At 29.6% G+C, this 26,739-nt stretch carries 23 protein-coding genes; 11 read left to right on the top strand and 12 right to left on the bottom strand.

Features of this window, described 5'->3' with window-relative positions:
- Positions 1-40: 40 nt before the first annotated feature.
- A complete protein-coding gene (gene argH / locus BA195_RS09890) occupies positions 41-1,315 on the top strand; it encodes an argininosuccinate lyase (protein ID WP_068704993.1) in 1,275 nt (424 codons plus the stop codon).
- A 200-nt stretch (positions 1,316-1,515) separates the two neighbouring features.
- On the opposite strand, the gene BA195_RS09885 is transcribed toward argH, so the two are convergent.
- Both BA195_RS09885 and BA195_RS09880 read right to left on the bottom strand, forming a co-directional pair.
- Positions 1,516-2,253 carry a hypothetical protein gene (locus tag BA195_RS09885; RefSeq protein ID WP_068704991.1) on the bottom strand — a complete coding sequence of 246 codons (738 nt, stop codon included), beginning with the start codon at positions 2,251-2,253 and terminating at the stop codon, positions 1,516-1,518.
- Positions 2,254-2,348: 95 nt separating this feature from the next.
- Positions 2,349-3,641 carry a dihydrolipoamide acetyltransferase family protein gene (locus BA195_RS09880; RefSeq protein WP_068704989.1) on the bottom strand — a complete coding sequence of 431 codons (1,293 nt, stop codon included), beginning with the start codon at positions 3,639-3,641 and terminating at the stop codon, positions 2,349-2,351.
- Positions 3,642-3,952: 311 nt separating this feature from the next.
- Here BA195_RS09880 and BA195_RS09875 point away from each other — a divergent pair, with 311 nt between their 5' ends.
- A complete protein-coding gene (locus BA195_RS09875) occupies positions 3,953-6,589 on the top strand; it encodes a DEAD/DEAH box helicase family protein (protein WP_068704987.1) in 2,637 nt (878 codons plus the stop codon).
- A gap of 10 nt (positions 6,590-6,599) precedes the next feature.
- Here the strand turns inward: BA195_RS09875 and hemF are convergent, their stop codons facing one another.
- From hemF to hemA, 9 genes are all read right to left on the bottom strand, one after another.
- The gene (gene hemF, locus BA195_RS09870) at positions 6,600-7,502 is read right to left on the bottom strand and encodes an oxygen-dependent coproporphyrinogen oxidase (protein ID WP_068704985.1); all 903 of its coding nucleotides are present in this window, start codon (positions 7,500-7,502) and stop codon (positions 6,600-6,602) included.
- A gap of 33 nt (positions 7,503-7,535) precedes the next feature.
- On the bottom strand, positions 7,536-8,276 hold the full coding sequence (locus BA195_RS09865) for an EI24 domain-containing protein (RefSeq protein WP_068704983.1): 741 nt from the start codon (positions 8,274-8,276) through the stop codon (positions 7,536-7,538).
- Between the two features lie 61 nt (positions 8,277-8,337).
- On the bottom strand, positions 8,338-8,955 hold the full coding sequence (locus BA195_RS09860) for a TlpA family protein disulfide reductase (RefSeq protein WP_068704981.1): 618 nt from the start codon (positions 8,953-8,955) through the stop codon (positions 8,338-8,340).
- 26 nt (positions 8,956-8,981) lie between these two features.
- Positions 8,982-10,007 (bottom strand): uroporphyrinogen decarboxylase, encoded by a 1,026-nt coding sequence (gene hemE / locus BA195_RS09855; protein WP_068704979.1) that lies wholly within the window; start codon positions 10,005-10,007, stop codon positions 8,982-8,984.
- A 1-nt stretch (position 10,008) separates the two neighbouring features.
- Positions 10,009-10,458 carry a protease complex subunit PrcB family protein gene (locus tag BA195_RS09850; RefSeq protein ID WP_068704976.1) on the bottom strand — a complete coding sequence of 150 codons (450 nt, stop codon included), beginning with the start codon at positions 10,456-10,458 and terminating at the stop codon, positions 10,009-10,011.
- 11 nt (positions 10,459-10,469) lie between these two features.
- Positions 10,470-11,759, bottom strand: a complete 1,290-nt coding sequence (gene hemL, locus BA195_RS09845) for a glutamate-1-semialdehyde 2,1-aminomutase (RefSeq protein WP_068704974.1) — start codon at positions 11,757-11,759, stop codon at positions 10,470-10,472.
- A 90-nt stretch (positions 11,760-11,849) separates the two neighbouring features.
- Positions 11,850-12,815, bottom strand: a complete 966-nt coding sequence (gene hemB, locus BA195_RS09840; protein ID WP_068704972.1) for a porphobilinogen synthase — start codon at positions 12,813-12,815, stop codon at positions 11,850-11,852.
- A 39-nt stretch (positions 12,816-12,854) separates the two neighbouring features.
- Entirely contained in the window at positions 12,855-14,441 is a 1,587-nt protein-coding gene (hemC, locus tag BA195_RS09835; protein ID WP_068704970.1) for a hydroxymethylbilane synthase, read from the bottom strand.
- The gene (gene hemA, locus BA195_RS09830; RefSeq protein ID WP_068705442.1) at positions 14,425-15,693 is read right to left on the bottom strand and encodes a glutamyl-tRNA reductase; all 1,269 of its coding nucleotides are present in this window, start codon (positions 15,691-15,693) and stop codon (positions 14,425-14,427) included. The genes hemC and hemA overlap by 17 nt, the downstream gene beginning before the upstream one ends.
- A gap of 209 nt (positions 15,694-15,902) precedes the next feature.
- On the opposite strand from hemA, the gene BA195_RS09825 reads away from it, so the two are divergent.
- From BA195_RS09825 to BA195_RS09805, 5 genes are all read left to right on the top strand, one after another.
- A complete protein-coding gene (locus tag BA195_RS09825; RefSeq protein WP_068704968.1) occupies positions 15,903-16,790 on the top strand; it encodes a helix-turn-helix transcriptional regulator in 888 nt (295 codons plus the stop codon).
- Positions 16,791-16,796: 6 nt separating this feature from the next.
- Positions 16,797-17,303: a TrmH family RNA methyltransferase gene (locus BA195_RS09820; protein WP_068704966.1), complete on the top strand. Its 507-nt coding sequence runs from the start codon at positions 16,797-16,799 to the stop codon at positions 17,301-17,303.
- 70 nt (positions 17,304-17,373) lie between these two features.
- Positions 17,374-18,393, top strand: a complete 1,020-nt coding sequence (gene hemH, locus BA195_RS09815) for a ferrochelatase (protein ID WP_068704964.1) — start codon at positions 17,374-17,376, stop codon at positions 18,391-18,393.
- Between the two features lie 207 nt (positions 18,394-18,600).
- Positions 18,601-19,191, top strand: coding sequence for a CopD family protein (locus tag BA195_RS09810; RefSeq protein WP_068704962.1), 591 nt, complete (start codon positions 18,601-18,603; stop codon positions 19,189-19,191).
- 37 nt (positions 19,192-19,228) lie between these two features.
- The gene (locus tag BA195_RS09805) at positions 19,229-19,624 is read left to right on the top strand and encodes a lipocalin family protein (protein WP_068704960.1); all 396 of its coding nucleotides are present in this window, start codon (positions 19,229-19,231) and stop codon (positions 19,622-19,624) included.
- A 65-nt stretch (positions 19,625-19,689) separates the two neighbouring features.
- Here BA195_RS09805 and recR read toward each other — a convergent pair whose 3' ends face one another.
- Positions 19,690-20,307, bottom strand: coding sequence for a recombination mediator RecR (gene recR / locus BA195_RS09800; protein WP_068704958.1), 618 nt, complete (start codon positions 20,305-20,307; stop codon positions 19,690-19,692).
- Positions 20,308-20,461: 154 nt separating this feature from the next.
- Between recR and BA195_RS09795 the strand changes: the two genes are divergently transcribed.
- The 4 genes from BA195_RS09795 to BA195_RS09780 all read left to right on the top strand — a co-directional run bounded on the left by BA195_RS09795 (position 20,462) and on the right by BA195_RS09780 (position 26,728).
- Positions 20,462-21,925 carry an aminoacyl-histidine dipeptidase gene (locus BA195_RS09795; protein ID WP_068704956.1) on the top strand — a complete coding sequence of 488 codons (1,464 nt, stop codon included), beginning with the start codon at positions 20,462-20,464 and terminating at the stop codon, positions 21,923-21,925.
- Between the two features lie 220 nt (positions 21,926-22,145).
- Positions 22,146-22,829: a hypothetical protein gene (locus tag BA195_RS09790; protein ID WP_068704954.1), complete on the top strand. Its 684-nt coding sequence runs from the start codon at positions 22,146-22,148 to the stop codon at positions 22,827-22,829.
- Between the two features lie 15 nt (positions 22,830-22,844).
- A complete protein-coding gene (locus tag BA195_RS09785; protein ID WP_068704953.1) occupies positions 22,845-25,559 on the top strand; it encodes a TonB-dependent receptor in 2,715 nt (904 codons plus the stop codon).
- A gap of 2 nt (positions 25,560-25,561) precedes the next feature.
- Positions 25,562-26,728, top strand: coding sequence for a DUF4249 domain-containing protein (locus BA195_RS09780; protein ID WP_068704951.1), 1,167 nt, complete (start codon positions 25,562-25,564; stop codon positions 26,726-26,728).
- Positions 26,729-26,739 lie beyond the last annotated feature (11 nt).

Below are 26,739 nucleotides of genomic sequence, written 5' to 3'. Positions count from 1 at the left end.
ATTGCTTCGTGCCTCGCATTGACAATAAAACATAAAGAATATGAAACTTTGGGATAAAGGATTAACCATAGACAAAAAAATAGAACAATTTACTGTAGGGAACGATAGAGAGATTGACATGCATATAGCAAAATACGATGTGCAAGCATCTTTAGCACATGCAAAAATGTTGCATAAAATTGAAATTATTAATTCAGATGAATTACAAAAACTAGAAGAAGGGCTTGATGAAATGAAACATCAAATCGAAAATAGCACGTTTGTAATTGAAAATAACTTTGAAGATATACACTCTAAAATTGAATTTGAGTTAACTAAAAAGTATGGAGATGTTGGAAAAAAAATTCATACTGCCCGTTCTAGAAACGATCAAGTTTTAGTTGCCTTACATTTATATTACAAACAGAACATAGCTGACGTAATTAAACAAACGAATACTTTATTCGAAACTCTTTTAGGTTTATCAGAAACATACAAAGACAATTTATTACCTGGCTATACACATTTACAAGTAGCAATGCCTTCTTCTTTTGGTTTGTGGTTTTCTGCCTATGCCGAAGTATTAATAGACGATATATATTTGTTAGAAGCCGCTTTTAAGGTAGTAGATCAAAACCCTTTGGGCTCTGCTGCTGGTTACGGAAGTTCTTTTCCTATTGATAGAGATTTTACAACACAAGAGTTGAATTTCTCTACGTTAAAATACAATGTTGTTGCTGCACAAATGAGTAGAGGTAAAACTGAACGAACAATTGCAGCGGCTTTGGGCGGATTATGTAACACCTTAGCTCGTTTTTCGATGGATATTTGCTTGTATATGAGTCAAAATTTTGGATTTATTTCCTTTCCTGATGAGTTAACCACAGGAAGTAGTATTATGCCTCATAAAAAGAATCCAGATGTATTTGAATTGATTAGAGGTAAATGTAATAAAATACAGGTATTGCAAACTGAAATGATTTTAATTACTAATAATTTGCCAAGTGGTTATCATAGAGATTTTCAATTATTAAAAGAAAATATGATTGCTGCTTTTGAAGAAGTTAAAAATATTTTAGAAATTTTTAATTTTTCAATCAAACAAATTATTGTCAAAGATGTAAATCCAAATGATGAAAAATACAAATTTTTATTTACGGTTGATAATATGAATACATTAGTAGAAAACGGAATGACTTACAGAGATGCTTATAAGGATATTGGTGCTAAAGTTGAAAATGGAACATACAAACCAGATACTTCAAAGAAGCATTCTCATATTGGAAGTATCCATAATTTAAGTTTAGATAAAATTCGAGAGAAATTTCCGAAATAAGAATATAAAATTCTTTGCAAACGTATATTTACTTAGTTAAAAAAAGAGGTAATCTATTTTTGTGATTTAAACTGTGATTTTAAATAATGAAAATTTATTTTTTTATGAAGTTTTAAATAAATCAATAAAAACATATAGTCAGTAAATACAAAAAAAGCTCAGAATTAATTTAATTCTGAGCTTTCTATCTTAAAGCAATATTATTGCTTAACAATATTCATTTCTACATTAGTTTTTAATTCTTGACCTTGAATTTGTATAATCATATCTATTTTTGAATTTACAGGCACACCAGATTTTCTGTCTATGCTCATACTTCCTGTAATATCACCTGTTGCAATACCTTCAACTTTTCCTGAAACATTTAACAATACACTTTTAGATGAGATAGAAGTTACTTTATAAACAAAGTTAAATTTCATCCCTTTACTATCTTTAATCATAGACCAAGTATCGCCTACTACTACAGCTTTTTCAGGATATGTAACATTACTCGATTGTTTAGTTAAATCACTTGCCCCTGGTATATTTGGTACTACTTTTGTTTCTAAAATTTTTCCTAATTTATCTCCTTTAGCTGTAATGGTAGCTTTTAGCATTGGTTCCATTTGAGCTTTCATCATTTTTCCTGCTTGATCTAACTCTTCACCTTTCTTACTAGAATCATAAGACATTTGCATGCCACCTTGCGACATATCCATTATCATTTTAGTAATTTTCATAGTACTTTCATACTCTTTGTCAGAAACATCTGTAATCTCTTGACTCATCGTCATTGTTGTATTCATAGACATTACTCCTACACCCATATTTTGAGTCATTTTCATGTTCATTTCATACACATCTCCTTTTTCGTAATTTAAACGCAATAAAACTTTTTCTTGCCCAACACTTACTATTGTTAATCCTAATAACAATACAGTTAATAACTTTTTCATTTATTTTAATTTTTATTATTCGACGACTAATATACACAAAAACAGAAAGGCTTAGGAAAATATCCTAAGCCTTTTATTTTAACTAAAATTTATTTTTAAAAATCTTGATTAACATCCCAAGATTCTAAAATTTCTTTTAAGGTTTTAATAAACATTCCGCCCAAAGCTCCGTTTACAACCCTGTGGTCATAAGAATGAGAAACAATCATTTTTTGACGGATTCCAATAAAATCTCCTTCAGGAGTTTCAACTACTGCTGGTTTTTTAACTATTGCTCCTAATGCTAAAATGGCTACTTGAGGCTGGTTAATAATAGGTGTTCCTGTAATACTTCCAAAACTACCAACATTTGTTACGGTATACGTACCTCCTTGAATATCGTCTGGTTTTAGTTTATTACCACGGGCTCTAACCGCTAAATCATTTACTTGTTTAGTCATGCCAACTAAACTTAATTGATCAGCGTTTTTTATTACTGGTACAATTAAATTTCCGTCAGGTAAAGCTGCCGCCATTCCTAAATTTACATTCCCTCTTTTAATAATTTTATCGCCATCAACAGCAATATTAATCATTGGATGTTTTTTAATTGTTTGCGCAACTGCTTGCATAAAGATTGGTGTAAAAGTTAACTTTTCTCCCTCTCTTTTCTGATATGCATTTTTAACTTTATTTCGCCAAGTAACAATATTAGTTACATCAATTTCAATAAACGATTGCACGTGTGCAGATGTTTGTACAGAATCGACCATATGTTTGGCTATCAATTTACCCATACGTGACATTTCAATAACCTCATCCTGTCCACTTAATGTTACTGGAGCTGCTTGAACTTTTGGTTTTTCTGTTTTTACAACTGAAGTTTCAACTTTAGGTTGATTCCCTCTAGTTTCTAAATAAGTTAAAATATCTGATTTAGTAACTCTTCCTTCTTTCCCTGTACCTTTTATATTTTCTAACTCGGCAAAAGAAATCCCTTCTGTTTTTGCTATATTTTTTACCAAAGGTGAATAAAAACGATCACTCGATGAAGTATCTATACCTGCTGAAACAACTTCTTTTGCTTCTTCAATTGTTTTTTCAACTTCAACAACTGCTGCTTTTATTTCTTCTTTTTTAGGTGTTTCATTTACGACAACATCCCCTCCTTCAGTTTCTATAATTGCTATGGTTTGTCCTACCTGAACAACAGTATCTTTTTCAAATAATATCTCAACTAAAGTACCTTCTACTTCACTTGGCACTTCGCTATCTACTTTATCTGTAGCTACTTCAACAACTGTATCATCAATATCAATAGTTTCTCCGATTTCTTTAACCCAAGAAGTTATCGTTGCTTCTGCAACACTTTCGCCCATTTTAGGCAATTTTAGTTCAAATCTAGCCATTGTATCTTTTTTTAATCTTCCGCGAAATTACTAAAAAACATGCATTTTTCAATATATTTAACCTTAAAATATTTATAAAAAAACACTTATATTTTATATTATTCACAACAAAAGTAGTTTTTTTTAAAATTTTTAATTATTTTAAAAGAATAGATCCTTGTTAAATTATTGATTCATCAATTAAAAATTAATTTTATTAACATATTAAATCACTTTAATTAAACAAAAATTATTCACTAAAACAGTTACTCTTTTCTTATTCAATTTCTTTATTTTTACTTTTACAATCTATTTTTAATAATTATTTATATTTGTCTACTTCAATTAAACAACTAAATTTTTTACATACTTGGCGCCCCTACCAAGATAAAATACTATTAAACTTTTCAAGACATATAGAAGATAATCATTTTCATATTGTTGCGCCTCCCGGTTCTGGAAAAACTATTTTAGGTATTGAAATTTTAAAAAGAATAGGAAAAAAAACATTGGTCCTTGCACCAACTTTAACGATCAGAAATCAATGGGAAAATAGATTGCAAACATTTTTTACTAAAAATGGCGATTTTAAAAACTTTTCTTTTGATATAAAAAAACCTGCTGACATTACCTTTTCTACTTATCAAGGGTTACACGCTTTTTACAAAACATTTGAATGTAAAGATGATTATTTTTCATTTTTTACTAAAAATAATATTGATGTTATTTTGTTAGATGAAGCGCATCATTTAAAAAAAGAATGGTGGAAATGCTTGTATCAATTAAAAGAGCAACATTTACAAACTGTGATTGCACTTACTGCTACACCACCTTATGATAGTGAAAGTACTGAGATTCAAAAATACTTTGATTTATGTGGTAAAGTTGATGATGAAATTTTTGTTCCCGATTTGGTGAAAGAAAAAAACCTTTGTCCACATCAAGATATCGTTTACTTTTCTAAACCCGAAAACAAAGAAATCAATACAATTGTCAATTTTAGGCTAAAGGTTTCTGATTTTATTACCAATCTATTAAATGATCAGGAATTTATCGACTTTATAAAACAACATCGATTTTATAAAAATACTGAAGAAAACTTAGCTGATATTTATAAATTTTCTACTTTTTTTTCAGCAATCCTTATTTTTTTAAATGAAGCCAAAACACTTATTTCTAAAGAAAAATTAACCTTATTAGGCTTTGAAAAAGATGAAATAGTTGAGTTTCCAAAAATAACACATGCGTGGATTGAAATACTCTTACAACATATTCTTGTTATTGATAGAACGCAGTTAATTAATCATGAAAATTACCTTTATCTTTTAGAAAAAAAACTGAGAAAATTATCCATCTTCAGTAATAATAGAGTTAATTTAATTGGAAGTACTTTTTTATATAAATCACTTAGTAATAGTACAAGTAAATTAAAAAGTATTGTTGCTATAGTACAGCAAGAACAAGTTAATTTAAAAGATACTTTACGTTGTGTTGTACTTGCCGATTATATAAGAAAAGAATACCTTGATGTTACTTCAAATAATATACAAACCATCAAAAAAATGGGCGTTGTTCCTATTTTTCATCACCTAAAAAAAACAATTGATGCTAAAGAATACTTAGCTGTATTGTCTGGTAGTTTAGTTATTATACATTGTAATTGTATTGCAAAATTAGATTTAATTGATTCGATAACAAACTACACGCAAATCCCTTTAAAATCAGATGCTGAATATATAATATTGCAATCTAAATCATCTTCAAACAGCGGTTTAGTTAAAACTATTACTCAATTATTTCAATTAGGACATATTAAAATTTTAATTGGCACAAAATCGTTATTAGGTGAGGGATGGGATGCACCAGCTATTAATAGTTTAATTTTAGCTTCAGTAGTAGGTTCATTTGTTAGTTCTAACCAAATGCGAGGCAGAGCTATTAGAATTGATACCAAAGCTCTTAACAAAACAGCACTTATTTGGCATTTAGCTTGCATTGATACTTCTGATATTTATGGAGGTAAAGATTTAGCTGTTTTAAAAAAACGTTTTGATGCTTTTATAGGAATAAATAACAGTGAAAAAAATATTATTTCTAACGGAATTGAACGTTTAGCATTACCAAATACAATTTTTGAAGAAGATATCAATACTTTAAATAAAACAGCTTTATCAATTTCAAAAGATAGGTTGCAAATAAGTAATAAGTGGAAAAATGCCGTTCGTTATAATAAAGACGTTGCGCAAGAATTAAAAATATATCATCAAAAAGACAATGTTTTTTTAAAACAAAAAACAGCTTATTTTAAAGACTTTGTTAAATTTTCAATTTTAGAAGTTTTAATTAGTCTTACATTGTTTTTTCCGCAATTCATTATCAAAAACATCAATATAGTATTATCTAAAGGGATTTATTATTTTATATATTCTTTGTTAACTACTTTAGGATTAACCTTTGGTTTTAAAATATATAAAACCTTAAAAATGTATTTTCACTATGGTCTTATTCATAAAAAAATCGATAAAATAGCGCAGGTCGTTTTAAGCTCATTGTATGAAATAAACGAAATAACTACTCTAAAAAGTGAAATTAACATCAAAATAAAATCATTAACTATGGGTGATGTTAGTTGTGTAATTACTGGTGCTAGCAAATATGAAAGCAACTTATTTATAAACACACTTGATGAAATATTACAGCCTATTGATAACCCTAAATATTTAATTATAAAAACCAATTGGTTTCGTAACAAATTAAAAACACAGAATTTTTATCCCGTCCCTACTATTTTTAGTGCTCGTAAAAAACAAGTCTTAGTGTATCAAAAACATTGGAATAAAAACCTTGGTAAATCGCTACTTATTTACACTAGGAATACTCGTGGTAGAAAACTTCTTTTACGTGCTAAATTATTTCATGTTCGTAATATTCGAAATGAAATGACCAAAAAAAATATTATTTGGAAATAGTTTAAGAAAATTACAGCCAATTTTTAGGTTGTTTTAAAACCTCTAATAACTTAAATTCTTCTGACCCTTCTTTTGGCTCTTGATTATAAACCCATTGAACAACCGGAGGCAAACTCATTAAAATACTTTCTATACGACCGTTGGTTTTTAAGCCAAATAAGGTACCTCTATCATGTACCAAATTAAACTCAACGTAACGACCTCTTCGTACCTCTTGCCAGTCTTTATGCTCTTTTTTATATGTTAGATCTTTTCTTTTTTCTACAATTGGCACATAAGAGTTTAAAAAACTATTACCAACTTCTGTTACAAAATCATACCTATCTTGCATTGAAAAATTCGAGGTTTCTTTTAAATAATCAAAAAACAAACCTCCAATACCTCTAGCTTCATTTCTGTGAGCATTCCAAAAATAATTATCACAGGTTTCTTTAAACTTTGGATAAAAATCAGCATTATGTTTATCACAAGCTGTTTTACATACCGTATGAAAATGCATTGCATCTTCATTAAACAAATAATAAGGAGTTAAATCTTGACCTCCGCCAAACCATTGAGTAACAATATTACCATTACCATCATACATTTCAAAATAACGCCAGTTTGCGTGCACTGTGGGTACAAACGGGTTTTTAGGATGCAATACTAAACTTAATCCGCAGGCAAAAAAATCGCCACTTTCAACACCAAATTGTTTACGTAACGCTTCTGGTAATTCGCCAAATACTTTTGATATATTGACACCTCCTTTTTCAAAAATAGCACCATTTTCAATCACACGAGTTCTTCCACCACCACCTTCGGCACGTTTCCAATTATCTTCTTTAAACTTTGCAATACCGTCAATCTCTTCTAACTTTTTTGTTATAGTGTCTTGTAATTGCTGAATGTAGTTATAAAACTGATCTTTCATTTGTTTAATTCTTGTTAGGCAAAAATACTTATTCTATATGTTTTTTTGCTCTATATTCTTAATAGTTTCGGTAGTGGCTGCTGTTACCGATAAAGGTAAAACTAGCACAACCCCTATTATGGGTACTAACAAAAACAGCATAAATATAATTCCGTTTCCAATAGCTAAACCTTTATTATTTTTTACAAAATTAATACTTTGTTTATATTTAAAGTGACGCTCTAATGTATAATCCATATTACCAAAACCCGCATAATATGATTGTATTATAAATAATAAAAATGTTGAAAAGAAGCCTATAACAGGTATTATACTTATTAATAAAATAGGAATTGTAAAAAAAAGCTCTCTAAACAAATTCCTTACATTTATTCTAACTCCTCTTATTAATTGTTCTTTAAAAGTTGTTTTTTGATGATACTCTTTTTTCCCTATTAAAAATTCTTCAATTTTTTCTGAGACAGGACTCATAAAAGGAGCTGATAAAGCCATTATAATATGCTTATATAAAAGTAAACCAATCGCGATTATTAATAACCCACTAAAAAATGTACTAATTACACTAAAGGTTTGTTTTCCTTGCTCCCATCTCCAAAAACTCGCAAGGTAGTTACCGATATTATCTGATAACGAAAACGACAAAACCCCTATTAAAACAGCTGTCAATACACTTATTATCATTGGAATAATAAAGTATTTCCATAATTTAAGTTTTGTTATTAATTGAAATGCTCCGAAATAAGCTCGTATTGATTTTAGTATGTCTTTTATCATTTTTATCAAGTAAAAAACCTCTTTCTAATTAGAAAGAGGTTTAATATATAAATATTTAAAATTACTGAATAACTGGTTTGATAAACTTATCTAACTCTTCTTCATTAATTTTATTTACCTCATCCCATCCCATACTTTTTGTTGGCGATAAGGCACCTCTTTTAAAGTTTAAAATTCTTTTATTTTCGGTTATTAAATATGTTGATGGATAATCTAACTTATGAATAAAGCCAGAAGTTCTTATTGTTGATCTATTTTTTGTTTGTTCTTTAGAGGCTACTAAAAATATTCTTTTATCTAATTTCTTTGCCATCCTTTTGGCACCCTTTTCAGTATCCCAAAACAACATAATAAACTTTACTTTACCGTCATATTTTTCAACCATTTTATTTAATGCTGGTATTTCTCCCCAACAAGGTGCACACCATGTTGCTGCAGCTAATAAAACAATAGGAATATCTATAGCATCTGTACTTATTGTTTCGCCATCTATAGATGTAAAATCGTAATTAGAAATATGCTTATCTTTTATACAATTATATACAATATCATCTAACATAGCAGCATCATTACTAGCTACAGATATGCAATCATCAACAATATCTTTGTAATATATTTTCTTTTGTGAAAAACTTTGTATAGTTAAGGTTAAAGTTAATAAAAGGAGTAATTTTCTCATTTTTAATATTTTATGGGGGTTCAGCTTTATACTTTATACTCTTTTACCGCATCTATAAATGCTTTTGCATTTTCGAGCGGAATATTAGGTAAAATTCCGTGCCCTAAGTTAACAATATATTTATCTTTACCAAACTCATTTATCATTTGGTTTACCATTTTTTTAATTTCAGCAGGTGGAGACAACAACCTAGAAGGATCAAAATTACCTTGTAAAGTAATGTTCCCTCCTGTTAAATAACGAGCGTTTCTTGCCGAGCACGTCCAATCTACTCCCAATGCTGATGCGCCTGACTTGGCCATTGTATCTAAAGCGAACCAACATCCTTTACCGAAAGCAATTACTGGAGCCTCATCTTTTAATGCGTCAATGATTTGTTGGATATACTGCCATGAAAATTCTTGATAATCGGTTGGAGATAACATTCCTCCCCATGAATCAAAAACTTGAACAGCATTTACACCTGCTTTAACTTTTACTTTTAAATAAGCAATTGTGGTATCTGTTATCTTCTGAAGCAATTGGTGTGCCAAAACTGGTTTTGTGAAACAAAATTCTTTTGCTTTGTCAAAATTTTTAGATCCTTGCCCTTGTACTACATAACATAAAATTGTCCATGGAGATCCTGCAAAACCTATTAAAGGCACCTCATCATTTAGTTTTTCTTTGGTTGCTTTTATGGCTTCCATTACATAACCTAATTCTTCATTAACATCAGGTACTATTACTGTATCTAATCCTTTTTGGTCTCTAATTGGGTTTGGTAAATAAGGTCCAAAGTCTGGTTTCATTTGTACCTCAATATTCATAGCTTGCGGAATTACCAGAATATCAGAAAATAAAATAGCTGCATCCATACCATATCTTCTAATAGGTTGTACGGTAATTTCTGATGCTAACTCTGGAGTTCTACAACGCGTAAAAAAATCATACTTTTTTCTGATTTCAATAAATTCTGGCAAATATCTTCCTGCTTGACGCATCATCCACACTGGTGGACGCTCAACAGTTTCTCCTTTTAATGCTCTTAAAAATAAGTCGTTTTTTATCATGCTATTTGTTTACAAAGATTATTTCTTTGTTTGTTTTATTTATTTTAACAATATGAATTGGTTGGGTAAGCGACATAGTAACCATGTCTGTTGGTTTTGGTCCTTTTGATAAAACCGTTACCTGTAACTTATCATTATTTTGTATTTTATTTAAAATTTCTACTGAAAATCCGCCTGTTGTTTTTTTAGCATCAATAGCTACTAAAATAGTATTTTTTGAAAAATCAACTGAATTTTTAAACTCTGTAGAAATTGTATTTGTATCATCTATTATAGTTAAAAATTCTTTCCATTTATCAACAGAATTAATCACCAAATTTTCTTTAATAAATCCTTCTGAACCATCACCAGCTAAACTCCCTTTATACAAAGAAGTAATTTCACCTTTTTCTTGGTTACTAGGACAAGAACTTATTAAAATACTAAAAAAAAGGGTGAAAAATAATTTCATATATGTTTGTTTTACATTTTAGATACTGCTTCCATTCCTTTATCAATTGCCTTAGCAATTTTTTGTAGGTCTTTTTCAGTTAATGCTGATGATAAAAACCATGCTTCAAACTGAGATGGCGGTAAGAAAACTCCGTTATGCATCATTTCCCAAAAGAAAGTTGCAAACTTTTTAGTATCGGATGTTTGTGCTTGCTGAAAATTAGTTACTGTAACATTTGTAAAAAATGGATTGATCATTGATCCAAATCTATTTACTGTAATTTCAACGCCATATTTTTTAGATGATTCTAATAAAAACACTTCAATAATTTGAGCAATTTCATTGAACTTTTCATAAGGATTTTGCTTTTTCAACTCTGTTAAAGTTGCTATTCCTCCTGCCATTGCTATCGGGTTACCACTTAAGGTTCCTGCTTGATACATTCCTCCTAACGGAGCTACCATTTCCATAATTTCATTACGAGCACCGTAAGCTCCTACGGGAAAACCTCCTCCTACAACTTTACCTAAACAAGTAATATCTGCTTCTACTCCCAATAACTCTTGTGCTCCTCCAAATTTAGAACGGAAACCTGTCATTACCTCATCAATAATTAACAATGCTCCTTTAGACTCTAAATATGTTTTTAATTCTTTTAAGAAATCATTTTGTGGAATTACCACCCCCATATTACCAGCAATTGGTTCTAAAATAACTCCTGCAATATCATCATGTTCTTCAAAATGTGCTTTTACACTTTCTAAATCGTTATAATTTGCAATTAATGTATTTTTTACTGCACCTTCTGGTACACCTTTACTTCCAGGTAAGCTTAAAGTTGCTAATCCTGAACCTGCTGCTACTAATAATGCATCCTGATGTCCGTGGTAACAACCAGCAAATTTTATAATTTTATCTTTACCTGTATAAGCTCTAGCAAGTCTAATTCCACTTAAAACAGCTTCTGTACCTGAGTTTACAAAACGAACTTTATCCATTCCCGGAAAAGCTTCACAAACTATTTTTGCTAATTTAATTTCGTTTTCAGTTGAAGCTCCAAAAGAATATCCGTTTTTTAATGCTTTGGTAATTGCTTTTTGTACTTTTTTATGACGGTGTCCTAAAATCATTGGTCCGTATGACAATACTAAATCTACATAAGTATTATTATCTACATCGGTAATCTTACTACCTTTTGCTTTTTTTATAAATAATGGATTACCGCCTACCGAAGAAAACGCCCTTACAGGAGAATTTACAGCTCCTACAAGATTAACCAATCCTTTTTTATATAATTTTTTTGATTTTTTGAATTCCATATTTCTATATGCTTTCTGTCATTGCGAATGTAATGAAGCAATCTGCATATTAATAATAAGATTACTTCGTCATTCTTCCTCGCAATGACGTTATTTATTTAATAATACTTTAGCTGCTTCTTTAGCAAAATAGGTAATAATAATATTAGCTCCTGCTCTTTTCATTGATAATAATGTTTCCATCATTACTCTTTCTCCATCAATCCAACCTTTTTCAGCTGCTGCTTTTACCATTGCATATTCACCACTTACATTATAACATGCAATTGGCCTGTCAAAATTATTTTTTAAATCTCTAATAATATCTAAATACGATAAAGCTGGTTTTACTATTAAAACATCAGCTCCTTCTTGATCGTCAAAAGTTGCTCTTCTTATGGCTTCATCTCTATTAGCTGCATCCATTTGATAGGTTCTTCTATCTCCAAAGCTTGGAGTAGAATCTACCGCTTCTCTAAACGGCCCGTAATATGACGATGCATATTTTACCGAATATGCCATAATTGGTAAATCTACAAAACCAGTATTATCTAACGATTCTCTAAGCATAGCTACTATACCATCCATCATACCAGAAGGTGCTAACATATCTGCGCCTGCTTTGGCATGAGAAACTGCTTGTTTTGCTAAATTTACAATAGTTGCATCATTATCTACATCGTTATTATGAATAACTCCACAATGCCCGTGACTTGTATATTCACAAAAACAAACATCAGTAATAACATACAAACTTGGATAGTTTTTTTTGATAAATCGGATTGCTTGTTGCATAATTCCGTTATCATTCCAAGTTTCTGTTCCTATTTCATCTTTTGTTGAAGGAACGCCAAAAAGCATTACTGCCGGAATATTTAACGCTACTATTTCTTCTAATTCTTCAGCAATTAAATCTAAGGAATATCTGAAAATCCCTGGCATGGAAGCAATTTCAGTTTTTATATTTTCTCCTTCTTCAATAAATAAAGGATACACGAAATCGTCAACAGATAATTTGGTTTCTCTTACCAATCTGCGAACTCCTTCTGTTTTTCTAAGTCTTCTTGTTCTAAACATAATTATAACTTGTGATACTAAATTAAATTCAGCGTTACATTATTCTTTTACAAAATGTAAGTTTACTAATTCTATAACACTTTCTACCGTTGGTAAATTAGCCACTTTTACATTTTTAAAGTGTTTACGTGCTTCTTTAGCGGTACTTTCACCAATACAAAAAGCTACTTTATCTGTAGTATTTTTTTCTAAATAACTTTCAACTGTAGATGGACTGTAAAACAAGACTCCATTTACTGTATCAGCTACTTTAGATGGACTATACATTGTTTTGTAGGCTTCAACTTCGTTAACTTTAATACCGTTGACTTTTAAAACATTTGGTAAAGTATCTAATCGTAAGTCGCTACAAAAATAAGTTACTTCTTTTCCTTTAATTTCTTTTGATAGATATGCAGCCAACTTTTCTGCATTTCTTTCAGACTTAACAACGCTTCCTATTTTTTGTTCGATTAACTTTTTAGTTCTACGACCAACACAATATATATTTTTGAATTTTAATTCATCCGCTGTAAAAGAATTTGCTATTGCTTCTACTCCATTTTTACTGGTAATAATAACATTTTCAATTTCTTTTTTTATTACCTTAGGTGCAATTCTATTAAAACGTACTTTAATAAAATCACTATCTTCAACTCCTATTGAGCTTGGTAATAGTTTCTTTTGAATTTCTGATAGTTTTTTAGTTGAGTAAATAGAAAAATCTTTTTCAATTACTTCATCTTCTGCCATTAATTCTTTTCCGCCTCTATTAATTACATAATCAGCACAATCTTTTGCTAAATAACGGTGGCGCCCCATTTTAGCATTTTTAGTAACTGATATTTTCTTTTTACCGTCTTTACTTAACAATAAACCTTTAAAGTTTATCTCTTCGGTTTTAGGGTCAACGTAAGCTAAAGCTCCTATTGGCGCAGTACACCCTCCTTCTAAAAGGTTTAAAAATTCACGCTCAATACCTACACAAACTTGTGTTTCGTAGTGATTTAATTGCTCACAAGCATCTTTAGAAAAGTTATCATCAGCCAAAGCTGTAATCATAATTGCTCCTTGTGCTGGTGCCGGAATCATCCATGGTAAGTTAATTGCTCCTGCTGGTCGTTTACCTATTCGTTCTAATCCTGCGGCTGCAAAAACAGCACCGTTCCATTCGTTATCTTCTAACTTTTGCAAACGTGTATTTACGTTTCCTCTTAAATCAACAACTTTGTGTGTTGGATAACGATTTAACCATTGTGCACGTCTACGTAAACTACCGGTAGCGATAACTCCGTTTGGTTGCCCAAAAAATTCTTCGTTATCTTTTAACACTAAAATATCGTTGTAATTTGCTCGTTTTAAAACGGCTGCTTGTATAATTCCTTCTGGTAAAACTGTAGGAACATCTTTTAAAGAATGTACTGCGATATCAATATCTCCATTTAACATGGCGATATCTAAATTTTTGGTAAATATTCCTGTTATTCCTAATTCATACAAAGGTTTGTCTAAAACAAGGTCTCCTGTAGATTTTATCGGAACTATTTCGCACTCATACTCTAACTCTTCTAATTCTTTACGAACTTTGTTTGCTTGCCACATAGCCAATTGGCTATCACGTGTACCTATTCTAATTGTCTTCTGCATGGATAGTTTCTAAATTTGCGCCAAACACTTTTGCCATTACTTCAATACTATTGTTTACTGATGTTTCTTCGGCTTTTAAGTGTTTTACAAACTGTGTAGTTATTTTTTGAATGAATCTTGATGTGATTACTTCTGCTTGAGATTCATCAAAATCTTTTATTTTTTTCTTATGAAAGGCTATTTCGTGTTGTTGAATTGTTTGTAACGATTCTTTTAACGCTGTAATAGCTGGGGTAAATTTCCTATGATTTAACCACTCATTAAACTCTTCTTTATGTGTTTCAATGATACTTTCGGCTGTTGGAATTTCTTGTTGGCGAATAGCCAATGTTTCATCAGTAATTTTTGATAACTCATCAACATTTACTAAAGTAACATTTTTTAAATCTGCTACTTCTTTTGAAACGTTTGCCGGCATTGATAAATCTAAAATTAAAAGCTCTCTATTTGTTAAAATATGTTCTCTTTTAATTGTTGCTTCTGATGCTCCTGTTGAAACAATTAAAACATCGGCATTAGCAATTTCTTTATTTAAATTTTCAAATTTTGCTTTTGATATTGAAGGATGCTCTTTAACAAAAACGGTGGTTTTTTCTTCTGTTCTATTAATTAAACTTACCGTTTTGTTTTGTGTATATTCTGCTAAATTTTTACAGGTATGTTTTCCCATTTTACCTAAACCAAAAACTAATATGTTTTTAGAATTATAATCTGGTAAGTTTTTAATAATATACTGTACTGCAGCATATGAAACTGAAGTGGTTCCTGAGCTTAACCTTGTTTCGTTTTTTACACGCTTGCTTGCCTGCATTACATGGTTTAACAAACGCTCAAAATAAGCATTGGTGGTACCTAACTCTTTTGCTAATTTAAATGCTTGGCGTAACTGACCAACAATTTCATAATCGCCTAAAATTTGACTATCTAAACCTGTTCCCATTCTAAACAAATGGTTAATAGCTTCTTTATTTTTATAGACATTTGAAACTTCGGCAAATTCTTCAACAGCTCCGTTTGAATATTTACAAAGCAAACTAATTAATTGAAATGGATGTTCAGCAAAACCTGTAATTTCAGTTCTATTACAAGTAGACAACACAAAAATACCATCTGCTCCATTTTTTTTTGCTTCTTCTAAAAGTTTTACTTGGTTTTCTTTAGAAATACTAAACTTTCCTCTTATAGTTGCATCTGCTTTTTTATAGCTAACCCCTATATTATATAAATTCTTACTATGTTTATCTGCTACCATTAAGTCTTCATCAATAAAGTCGGTCAAAAATAAAAAGATTAAATAAATAAAAATGTCGCTTAAAGAACTTTTAATGTCGCTATCTGTTTTTTATAAAAAAAAGACCTCTAAAACACAGATAAAGTGTATTTTTGCAGTAAAATCAACTATAAAAGATATTTCAATTTAGAACTATTCTAAATAAAATATTTTTAATTACATTTTGATATATGTCAAAAAACATCGCAGAAAGTACATTTAGAGAAATACTATTAGAAAAAGGTTTTTTTGTTTTGAAATTTCAAAACAACACTACTAAAACTGAGCTTTTTAAAAAAGACATAGATAACTCATACATTCAACTACATTATTGCGTAAAAGGAAATTGTAAATTTCATTTTAATAATAACGTGTACACATTTAATGTACTAGATAAACATTCAATATTTTTATACAACCCTCAGCAAAATCTTCCTATTAACTTAGAAATACTTCCTAAAACATCCTTGGTTTCAATAATTATTTCTATCGAAAAATTTCATTCTCTTTTTTCAAAAGAAGCAAGTTATATTCCTTTTTTAAGTGATGATAATAAAAATAAAAAATATTACGACAATACTCCCATCAACTCAAACTCATTAATGGTTTTACAACAAATATTAACTGCTAAAAACCATAGTTCGATGAGAGATTTGTACATAAAAGGAAAAACGTACGAATTATTAAGTTTACATTTTGATACTGGCGAAAATACCGACAGTGAATACTGCCCATTTTTAGTAGATGATAGAGAAGTGCTAAAAATAAGACAAGCGAAGGATATTATTATTTCAAAAATGAGTGAACCTCCAACCTTACAAGAATTAGCAAATGAAGTTGGCTTAAATTTAAAAAAATTAAAAGAAGGTTTTAAACAAATATATGGCGATACTGTTTACAGTTTTTTGTTTGATTATAAAATGGAACATGCTCGTAAACTTTTAGAAAGTAATCAATTTAACGTAAACGAAGTTGGCTTACAAGTTGGCTACAGCACGTCTAGTCATTTTATTGCAGCCTTTAAAAAGAAATTTGGCACCACACCAAAACAATACGTAATATCTTTACAAGCCAACTAAAAAACTATGAAGCAACTTACTCATTACGATATAGAAAATAAGCAACAACAATTCCCTATAACAATTGTTTGTGATGCTATTCGTACTCCTGAAAATATTGGTATGTGTTTTCGTATTTCAGAAAGTTTTGGTGTAAATAAAATATTTTTACACGAAAGTTCTCCATCTATTGAAAATAGAAATGTAAAACGTACCGCTCGAAACACAGATACTCAAGTTAAACATGAAATATATACTGATTTCAATTTACTAATTAATAAATTAAAAGAAGAAGGGAATACTATTATAGGTATTGAAATTGCTGATGAAAGTATAAGAATTCAAGATTTTGATTTTACTTCAAAAGAAAAAATAGTTTTACTTTTGGGTAGTGAAAGAAATGGTATTGAAAACATAAACCTAGTAGACGCTACTGTTGCTATACCTATGTACGGCCGTAACTCATCAATGAATGTAATACATAGTTTAAGTATTGCTTTATATGAAACAACAAATCAATTAAATAAAAAATAATACTATAAACATTGTAGAGTAATTTTAAGATAAAATCACTTTACTCGTAATAGATATATAAATAGAAAGAATGAAAGGAGCTTTATTAGTAAACTTAGGATCTCCTGAAAGTACAGATCCAAAAGATGTTAAAAAATATTTAGGTGAATTTTTAATGGATGAACGCGTAATTGATGTTCCTTATTGGTTTCGTTCATTTTTAGTTAAAGGAATCATATTAAACACAAGACCTAAAAAATCTGCCGCTGCCTATAAAAAAATATGGTGGAAAGACGGCTCTCCGTTAATCGTTTTATCAGAAAGATTACAAAACAAAGTTCAGCAAAAAACCGATTTACCTGTTGCTTTAGCCATGCGCTATGGTAGTATGACCATAAAAAAAGGACTACAAGAATTACACGACAAAGGTGTTACCGAAGTAATGTTAGTTCCGCTATACCCTCAGTTTGCTATGGCAACTACTGAAACAATTGTAGTTTTGGCTGATAAATTACAAAAGGAGTTTTTCCCGAATATAAAAATCACTGATGTTCCTGCTTTTTACAAAAAGCCTGAATATATTAAAGTACTAGCAAAAAGTATCAAAAGTTATTTAGCTGATAAAGATTACGATCACATCTTATTTTCTTATCACGGTGTTCCAGAACGTCATATCCGAAAATCTGACATTACTAAATCTCATTGTAATCCTGAAGCAGGAAATTTAACATGCTGTAACACATCTTCAAAAGCGCATGAATATTGTTATCGCCATCAATGTTATCAAACTACAAAAAATGTAATTGCTGAATTAGGCTTAGATGAAAACACCGTTTCAACCTCTTTTCAATCTCGCTTAGGCGTTGATCCTTGGTTACAACCTTATACCGACAGAACAATTGTAAATAAAGCCGAAAAAGAAGGTGTTAAAAAATTAGCCATTGTTACCCCGGCTTTTGTTTCTGATTGCCTAGAAACGCTAGAAGAAATTGCCATGGAAGGAAAAGAAGAGTTTTTAGAAGCAGGTGGAGAAGAATTTCATACAGTTCCATGCATAAACGATAATGACGATTGGGTTGATGTTTTAGCTGGATGGATCAATAAATTTTAGAATAACTTCTCGATACAATTTCGAGAAATATCGAAATCACTCGAGGTGACATACAAATATCATTTAGCGCATTTTTCTAAATAAAAAACGATTGTCAGTTCGAGTATTTTTTTGAGGAATGAAAAAATTTATATTGATAACTTTATTTAATTAAACCTTCGATTTTCCTCAAAACTTTAACAATAAATAAGTTTTAAATAGAAAAAAATGGATTTTTTATACGTAAAAGCATTGCATATTATTTTTGTAGTCACCTGGTTTGCTGGTTTATTTTATATCGGTAGGTTGTTTATTTACCATGTAGAAGCTGAAAAAAAAGACGACCCCGCTAAAACTATTTTACAAACCCAGTACAAATTAATGACAAAACGCTTGTGGTATATTATTACATGGCCATCAGCAATTTTGGCAAGTTTTTTTGCCTTTTGGATGCTTTATAAAAATCCTGTTTATCTAGAAATGCCTTGGATGCATATAAAACTAGCATTTGTTTTAGCTTTATATTTTTACCACGGATTTTGCCACAAAATATATAAAGAATTACAAAACGATAAAATCAACTATTCGCCGACAAAACTGAGAATATTTAACGAAGCACCCACTGTAATTCTGTTTGCCGTAGTATTTTTAGTTGTTTTAAAAAGTGCTATTAATTGGATTTGGGGTGTTGTTGGTATTATTCTTTTTGGAATATTACTAATGATAGGAATTCGTTTTTACAAAAAAGTAAGAGCAAAAAAATCTTGGGATAAGTTTGAAAAAGATTTGATTGAAGAGGATGAAAAACTTGATAATTAATTATACTTTAGTCGCTTAAATTTTTTAATTATAAATCATGAAAAGATTACTTATTTTATCTATTACTATCTTAACCTTAATATCTTGTTCTAGCAATGATGATAATTTAGATCCTTTTATCGGAACTTGGTCATTTTCTGCTGTAGATGGAACAGAAGTTGATGAATGCTCACAAAAAACTACACTTACTATTCTTGAAAACGGAAATTTTATAAACGACCACTACGAACTCATTGATGATAAATGCGAACTAGAAAACACTAACAAAGGTACTTGGATTAATAGAAGTGGAGGAAACTACGGTATAACTCAAGATGGGAGTACAAAAGAGAGTGTTAATAAAGTAACTTTTACAAACAACAACAACACTTTTTCTTTTAACGAAACTGATGATGATGGAACAGTTGAAATAATTACTTACAAAAGAAAATAAACATCACCTCCTTTCTCATTAACATAATAAAAAAAGCGAAGTTTTAAAACTTCGCTTTTTTTTAATTATCCTTTTATCGCCTGCTCAAAAGGAATCCTATTAACAATACTTCTACCCAAAGTAACCTCATCCGCATACTCCAACTCATCCCCCACTGAAATTCCTCGAGCAATAGTTGATGTTGTAATATTATATTTTTCTATCTGTTTAAAAATATAAAAATTGGTTGTATCCCCTTCCATTGTAGAACTTAAAGCAAAAATCAACTCTTTTACCTCACCTTCTTTTACTTTATTCACTAAAGAATCTATTTGTAAGTTTTGTGGCCCAATTCCTTCAATAGGCGATATCTTACCTCCTAATACATGATACACACCTCTAAATTGTGCCGTATTTTCAATCGCCATCACATCTCTAATATCCTCTACCACACAAACTATTTCTATATTTCTATTGGAGTTATTACAAATATCACATAAAACGGTGTCAGAAATATTATGACACTTTGCACACGATTTTACATCGTTCCGTAAACTTGTTAAAGCTTTTGCTAAAAATGTAGTGTTTTCTTTAGGCTGCTTTAATAAATGTAACACCAAACGAAGTGCTGTTCGCTTACCAATCCCTGGTAATCTGCTTACTTCATTTACCGCATTTTCTAATATTTTTGATGAAAAATCCATGACGCGAATTTACAATTTTTCAATTAGCAAACAGCAATACACAACGCATCAATTAGCTTATAAAAAACACTCGTTAATTAATCACTCTTTGAGCTATCGTTCTGCAATTAAAAAAAGTATCTTCGTACTTTAAAATTTAAACAAACATTTAACAATGAATTCAGACATTAAAAACATAGAACCTAAAGCTGTTTGGAAGAATTTTGCACTTTTAAACGCAGTGCCTCGTCCATCAAAAAAAGAAGAAAGAGTTATTCAGTTTATGGTGGATTTTGGTAAAAACCTCAATCTTGAAACCATGGTTGATAAAGTTGGAAACGTTATTATATGTAAACCTGCTTCTGCCGGAATGGAAAATCGTAAAACCATTGTAATGCAGAGCCATTTAGATATGGTACATCAAAAAAATTCCGACACTATTTTTGATTTTGATAAAGAAGGAATTAAAATGTTTGTTGATGGCGACTGGGTAAAAGCAGACGGAACCACTTTAGGGGCAGATAATGGTTTAGGTGTAGCCTCAATCATGGCTGTTTTAGAAGCTACCGATATTGCACACCCTGCTATTGAAGCTTTATTTACTATTGACGAAGAAACTGGTATGACAGGTGCCATGGGATTAGAAGGAGGCATTTTAAAAGGTGAAATTTTATTAAATTTGGACACTGAAGAAGATGATGAAATTGGTATGGGATGTGCTGGTGGTGTAGATGTTACTGCTACAAGAACTTACAAAGAAGAAACTACTCCTGATAATATTACTGCATTTCAAATTGCTGTTACAGGTTTAAGCGGTGGGCATTCTGGAATGGATATTATTAAAGGCTTAGGTAATGCTAACAAAATAATGAACCGTTTATTATTTGATGGCTTTACAAACTTCGGATTACGCGTTACCGAAATAAACGGAGGGAGTTTACGAAATGCGATTCCTCGTGAAAGTTTTGCTAACGTAGTTATTGATACCGCTTCAAAAGAACCATTTTTGTTTGAAATTCAAGAATTAATAAACAGTATTAAAGCTGAATTTTCAACATTAGAACCTAATTTATCAATTGAATTAACAACAATTGATGCTCCTGCAAAAGTAATGGATTTAGGTGTTCAAGAAGGATTAATTAAAGCTATTTACGGCGCTTTAAATGGTGTTTATAGAATGAGCCCTGATATTGAAGGTTTGGTAGAAACCTCAAACAACATTGCTCGTATTATTGTAAAAGACGGTGCCATTAAAATAGGGTGCTTAACACGTTCATCTTCAGAAACTAATAAATGGGATTTAGCAAACTCATTACGTGCCGTATTTGAATTAGCAGGTTTTGAGGTAGAATTTTCGGGTTCTTACCCTGGATGGTTACCAAACGTAAATTCTGAAATTTTAAAAACTGTTTCTAAGTTATATGAAGAATTACATGGCGAAAAAGCAAATGTAGCAGCTTGTCATGCTGGTTTAGAATGTGGAATTTTAGGTCAAAATTACCCTGATATGGACATGGTTTCTTTTGGTCCTAATATTAAAGGAGCACACTCACCTGATGAGCGCGCACAAATTTCATCTACTCAAAAATACTGGAAATTTTTATTAGAGATTTTAAAAAACATCCCTATTAAAAACTAATATTTAGCTTAAAAAAATTTAAAACCACAACTTACAAGTTGTGGTTTTTTTTTCAATCAAGAATAATATTATTCTTTAAACCTACAGTAAATACTTATTAAAAAAAAAGAATCAAAGACCTGCAAAAAAAATAAAAAATAAAAAAAAGTATTAAAAAAAACAATTATAATAAAAAATTAACTATGTTTATAACAAAAATTTTAATTAAAATTCGCTATAAATGAAAAATAAAATACTTTCTGTATTCATTTTCCTTGTAATTAAATTCACCAATATATATTCTCAAAACATAAATTCTTTTTACACTTCATTTGATCAAAAAATTGGAATATCTAATACAGATTTAACATATGGGGTAGTCTATAAAGAAAAACATAGAAACTCGAAAAATAATCACAACTACTTTCTTTCTAATTATTTTTCAGACGGTAATATAACCTACAAAAACGAAACTTTTTATAAGGTTAAAATAAAATATGATTTAATTGATGATTTAATTATACTAAATATCAATAGTAATAAAGAAAACAAAGCCATTCTTCTTGAAAAAGAATTTATATCTAATTTTTACATTAAAAACAAAAATTTCATAAACACTAATGAATTTGGTTTTCTTGAAGAGATATTTACTGATAAATTATTTTCTATTTACAAAAAACATAAAAAAAAGAAAATAGAAAAAATGGGAGTGAATAAAACTTATTATGTTTTTGAAAAAGAAGAAGATGGTGATATACTTTATTACAAAAAAAAATACTATTTAATAAAATCTAAAAAGGATTTTATTAAGTTATTTCCTGAAAATAGAAAAAAAATAAAAACATTTTACAAAAAGAATGATTTTTTACAAAAAAATAAACTTATTAAAAACCTTATGGCTTTACTTTTAGCTAAATCAATATAAGGAATAAATACCGCTATGAAAAACACTCTATTCATTATTCTTTTCTTCAATTTCGCAACCGTTTTACCTCAACAAAACACAGAAAAAATATCTATAACCTTTAATAATCTGAATAAAAAAGAATGCTTAAACCTAATAGAATCAAAAACAGATTATCATTTTTACTACATAGAAGAATGGTTTGACAAGAAGAGAATAGATACTTCTTTTACTAACTCAAAAATATCTGAAATCTTAAATTTTATTTTTAAAGACAGCCCTATAAACTACTTTATTTTAGACAGTTCTAAAATAATACTAACTAATGGGAATTTAATTAAAAAAACTGTTTACGAAACTTCTAAAAACACAAACCGCTCACCTGTTTTTGTCAACTTAAAAAATAATAATAAAAATCTCATAAAAATTGGGAAAGAAAGTAATCTAAAACAAAAAAAATACTTGTTAACTGGTTTTATTAAAAACAACAAAAACGATAGCCCTCTAAATAATGTTACTATTTTAGAGAAATCTAAAAACTTATATACAACAACAGATATAAATGGTTTTTATAGTTTAAAGTTACCTTATGGAAAAAACAAAATAGAAACTCATATTATTGGGTTTAACAGTACTGTTAAAGATTTAATAATTTACAACAATGGAGTTTTAAATTTATCTATTTCCGAAAATTCCGAACACTTAGATGAAGTTATTATCGATGGAAATTTAAATAAAAACATAAAACAAACTATTTCTGGAATTACTCAAATTAAAGCTCAAAACATAAAAAAAATACCTTTAGTTTTAGGAGAAAGAGATCTTTTAAAAGTAGCCGCAACATTACCCGGCATAAAATCTTCGGGTGAAGGATCTGAAGGTGTAAACGTAAGAGGAGGTAAGGTTGATCAAAATTTATTTTTATTAGATAATGCTACGATATACAACCCTACCCATTTCCTGGGACTCTTTTCTGCTATTAATCCATTTACAACCCACAGCCTAAAAATATACAAAGGAAATACACCTACCGAATATGGAGGAAGGTTATCTTCTGTTTTTGATATCACCACAAAAGATCCTAACACAAAAAAATTTAAAGGAGAAGCATCTATAGGGCCTGTTACTGGTAATCTTAATATTGATTTACCTATATTTAAAAATAAATCTGGATTGATACTTGGTGCAAGAAGCACTTATTCTGATTGGATTTTAAACACAGTTGACAATGATAAATTAAATAATAGTAATGTTTCTTTTTTTGATTTAATAGCCAAGTACAAACACAAAATCAACAGCAATAATAACATAAAACTAACAGGATATTACAGTAAAGATAAATACCAAATATCTTCTGACACAATAAATAAGTATAATAATTCTAGCATTTCCTTTAATTGGTTCCATCTATTTAATGACAAGAATAAAGGAAATTTAATTTTATCTAACAGTACATATTCATTTGATATAAATTACGAAAATGATGAAACAACAAAAGGTTATGATCTTAATTATAGAATTAATGAAACGGGACTAAAACTTAAACTAAAATACATACACTCAAAAAAGCACAGCTTTGATTATGGTTTGGAAACTAAATTATATAATATTTCTCCAGGAACTATAGTTCCAAATAATAATAAATCCACCATAACCTCACTTAGTATACCAAACGAAAAAGCTATTGAAAATGGTTTATTCTTATCAGATGAAATAACTTTAAATAAAAAACTTACTATTAATTTAGGTTTGCGTTTTTCACAATACTTGGCATTGGGGAGTTCAAAACAAAGAATCTATAAAGAAAGTACTCCTAAAAACCCTTCAAATTTAATTGAAATTAAAGAATACAACAAGAATGAAATTTTCAAAAAATATCAAGGATTAAGCTATAGATTATCAGGGAGATATTCTTTAACCAATGATCTATCCTTAAAAGCTAGTTTTAACAAATCATTCCAATACATACATAGACTAAATAACAACACCTCGGCTAGTCCTATGGATACTTGGAGGCTTTCAGATACAAATATTAAACCGCAAGAAGGAATACAAACAACATTTGGAATTTTTAAAAATATAAATGGTAATAATTATGAGGTTAGTATTGAAGGATATTATAAAAAATACAAGAACCTACTAGATTATAAAATAGGAGCAAATCTTTTATTAAATGAAACAGTAGAAAAAGAAGTCTTACAAGGAGCAGGAAAGTCCTATGGTGCCGAATTTTTAATTAAAAAAAACAAAGGAAAACTAAATGGCTGGCTAGGTTATAGTTATTCAAAATCCCTTATCCAACTAAAAAGTGATTTTTCAGAAGAGACTGTTAATGGAGGAAAGTTTTTTCCTACAAACTACGACAAACCTCATGACTTTAATATTGTTTTAAATTACAAACTTACTGAAAGATATAGTTTCTCTAGTAATTTCACCTATCAAACAGGAAGACCTATTACCTACCCAACAGGAAAGTATGTACATCAAGGCATTGAGCTATTAACATATAGTAATAGAAATCAATTTAGAATACCAGACTATTACAGGCTAGATATTGGTTTTAACATAGAAGGTAACCATAAAATAAAAAAACTTGGACATAGTTTTTGGAACATATCAGTTTATAATGTTCTAGGGAGAAACAATCCTTATTCAATTTATTTTGAAACTAAAAATGGAAAAGTTAACGGATATAAAAGCTCTATTTTTTCAACACCAATACCTACAATAACATACAACTTTAAATTTTAACTATGAAAAATAAAAATAAATGGTTCTTTATAACAGTAATAGTGATGATTACTAGTTGTGTTGAGCCTTTTGAAATCAAAGATATTGCCCATGAGAGCAAGTTAGTTGTTAATGCTATTATTACTAATGAATTAAAAAACCAAATCATAAAGCTGTCAAGAACAACAAAAATAGATTCGACAGGTATAAGTCCTGAAAAAAATGCTCGCATTTCAATAATTGATGACTCTCAAAACGTCTACCAATTTAAAGAATTAAATGATGGAGAATACCAATCAATTAATCAATTTAATGCGATTCCTGACAAAAGTTATACATTAAAGATAGAAACTCAAAACGGAGAAAATTATAGTTCTACCCCTGAAAAACTAACCGAAACTGTATCTTTAGAAAATATAGAAATAAAAACTTCACAAAATGAAACAGAAGATAAAGAAGTAAAAATAAGCATAAATAACTCCTACACAAATGATACTAATAAATATTACCGCTTTGAATATCATGAGACTTATAAAATTACACCTTTTTCTTGGAATCCTCAAAAAGCAATAGTAGTCTCAAGAGATTTTCCTTTTCAGTTTGATTTAATCCCTAATCCAGATCCTAAATACTGCTATGTTAACAAACAGCCCACAAACATAATAATAGCTGAATCACCTCAATTAACAAATTATGTTATTAAAAGTAAGTCAATACTTGATAGAGCATGGTCTTTAAGATATAGTATACTTATTAAAGAATACGTTTTAAATGAGAAAAGCTATAATTACTATAAGCTAGTAAAAAAATTTTCAAATCCTACTGAAATTTTTTCTCAAATTCAAGTTGGTACCATTCCTAACAATATAAGTTCTAACACAAACCCTGATAACAAAGCAATAGGGTTATTTCAAGTATCAGCTGTTTCTTCAAAAAGAATTTTTATCAACAGGGAAGATTTAACTGACGAAAAATACATTTATCCAGGAGAAGAATATTGTGACATAATTACCCCTGAAAAGATAGATCCTTTTTCTGGCTCCCCTCTAATATCAGCTATAGACAGTAATAACTACTTATTTTCAGGAATAACAGCTAATCCAAGTTCGCCTTATAAATTAATTAGTAAACCATGTGGTGACTGCACCTACTTAGGTGAAACAAGCAAACCATCTTTCTGGATAGACTAACTCGAGACATA

Origin of the sequence: Tenacibaculum soleae, from assembly GCF_001693415.1 — a bacterium.
GTDB lineage: Bacteria > Bacteroidota > Bacteroidia > Flavobacteriales > Flavobacteriaceae > Polaribacter > Polaribacter soleae.
Note: the sequence above shows the minus strand (reverse complement) of the source record. Positions and strands in the feature narration are given on the sequence as shown.

What these genes read in the sequence shown, in the direction of transcription:
- argH (WP_068704993.1), top strand. Translation starts at nt 41, where the DNA reads ATGAAACTTTGGGATAAAGGATTAACCATAGACAAAAAAATAGAACAA.
- BA195_RS09885 (WP_068704991.1), bottom strand. Translation starts at nt 2,253, where the DNA reads ATGAAAAAGTTATTAACTGTATTGTTATTAGGATTAACAATAGTAAGT.
- BA195_RS09880 (WP_068704989.1), bottom strand. Translation starts at nt 3,641, where the DNA reads ATGGCTAGATTTGAACTAAAATTGCCTAAAATGGGCGAAAGTGTTGCA.
- hemF (WP_068704985.1), bottom strand. Translation starts at nt 7,502, where the DNA reads ATGAAAGATCAGTTTTATAACTACATTCAGCAATTACAAGACACTATA.
- BA195_RS09865 (WP_068704983.1), bottom strand. Translation starts at nt 8,276, where the DNA reads ATGATAAAAGACATACTAAAATCAATACGAGCTTATTTCGGAGCATTT.
- BA195_RS09860 (WP_068704981.1), bottom strand. Translation starts at nt 8,955, where the DNA reads ATGAGAAAATTACTCCTTTTATTAACTTTAACCTTAACTATACAAAGT.
- hemE (WP_068704979.1), bottom strand. Translation starts at nt 10,007, where the DNA reads ATGATAAAAAACGACTTATTTTTAAGAGCATTAAAAGGAGAAACTGTT.
- BA195_RS09850 (WP_068704976.1), bottom strand. Translation starts at nt 10,458, where the DNA reads ATGAAATTATTTTTCACCCTTTTTTTTAGTATTTTAATAAGTTCTTGT.
- hemL (WP_068704974.1), bottom strand. Translation starts at nt 11,759, where the DNA reads ATGGAATTCAAAAAATCAAAAAAATTATATAAAAAAGGATTGGTTAAT.
- hemB (WP_068704972.1), bottom strand. Translation starts at nt 12,815, where the DNA reads ATGTTTAGAACAAGAAGACTTAGAAAAACAGAAGGAGTTCGCAGATTG.
- hemC (WP_068704970.1), bottom strand. Translation starts at nt 14,441, where the DNA reads ATGCAGAAGACAATTAGAATAGGTACACGTGATAGCCAATTGGCTATG.
- hemA (WP_068705442.1), bottom strand. Translation starts at nt 15,693, where the DNA reads ATGGTAGCAGATAAACATAGTAAGAATTTATATAATATAGGGGTTAGC.
- BA195_RS09825 (WP_068704968.1), top strand. Translation starts at nt 15,903, where the DNA reads ATGTCAAAAAACATCGCAGAAAGTACATTTAGAGAAATACTATTAGAA.
- BA195_RS09820 (WP_068704966.1), top strand. Translation starts at nt 16,797, where the DNA reads ATGAAGCAACTTACTCATTACGATATAGAAAATAAGCAACAACAATTC.
- hemH (WP_068704964.1), top strand. Translation starts at nt 17,374, where the DNA reads ATGAAAGGAGCTTTATTAGTAAACTTAGGATCTCCTGAAAGTACAGAT.
- BA195_RS09810 (WP_068704962.1), top strand. Translation starts at nt 18,601, where the DNA reads ATGGATTTTTTATACGTAAAAGCATTGCATATTATTTTTGTAGTCACC.
- BA195_RS09805 (WP_068704960.1), top strand. Translation starts at nt 19,229, where the DNA reads ATGAAAAGATTACTTATTTTATCTATTACTATCTTAACCTTAATATCT.
- recR (WP_068704958.1), bottom strand. Translation starts at nt 20,307, where the DNA reads ATGGATTTTTCATCAAAAATATTAGAAAATGCGGTAAATGAAGTAAGC.
- BA195_RS09795 (WP_068704956.1), top strand. Translation starts at nt 20,462, where the DNA reads ATGAATTCAGACATTAAAAACATAGAACCTAAAGCTGTTTGGAAGAAT.
- BA195_RS09790 (WP_068704954.1), top strand. Translation starts at nt 22,146, where the DNA reads ATGAAAAATAAAATACTTTCTGTATTCATTTTCCTTGTAATTAAATTC.
- BA195_RS09785 (WP_068704953.1), top strand. Translation starts at nt 22,845, where the DNA reads ATGAAAAACACTCTATTCATTATTCTTTTCTTCAATTTCGCAACCGTT.
- BA195_RS09780 (WP_068704951.1), top strand. Translation starts at nt 25,562, where the DNA reads ATGAAAAATAAAAATAAATGGTTCTTTATAACAGTAATAGTGATGATT.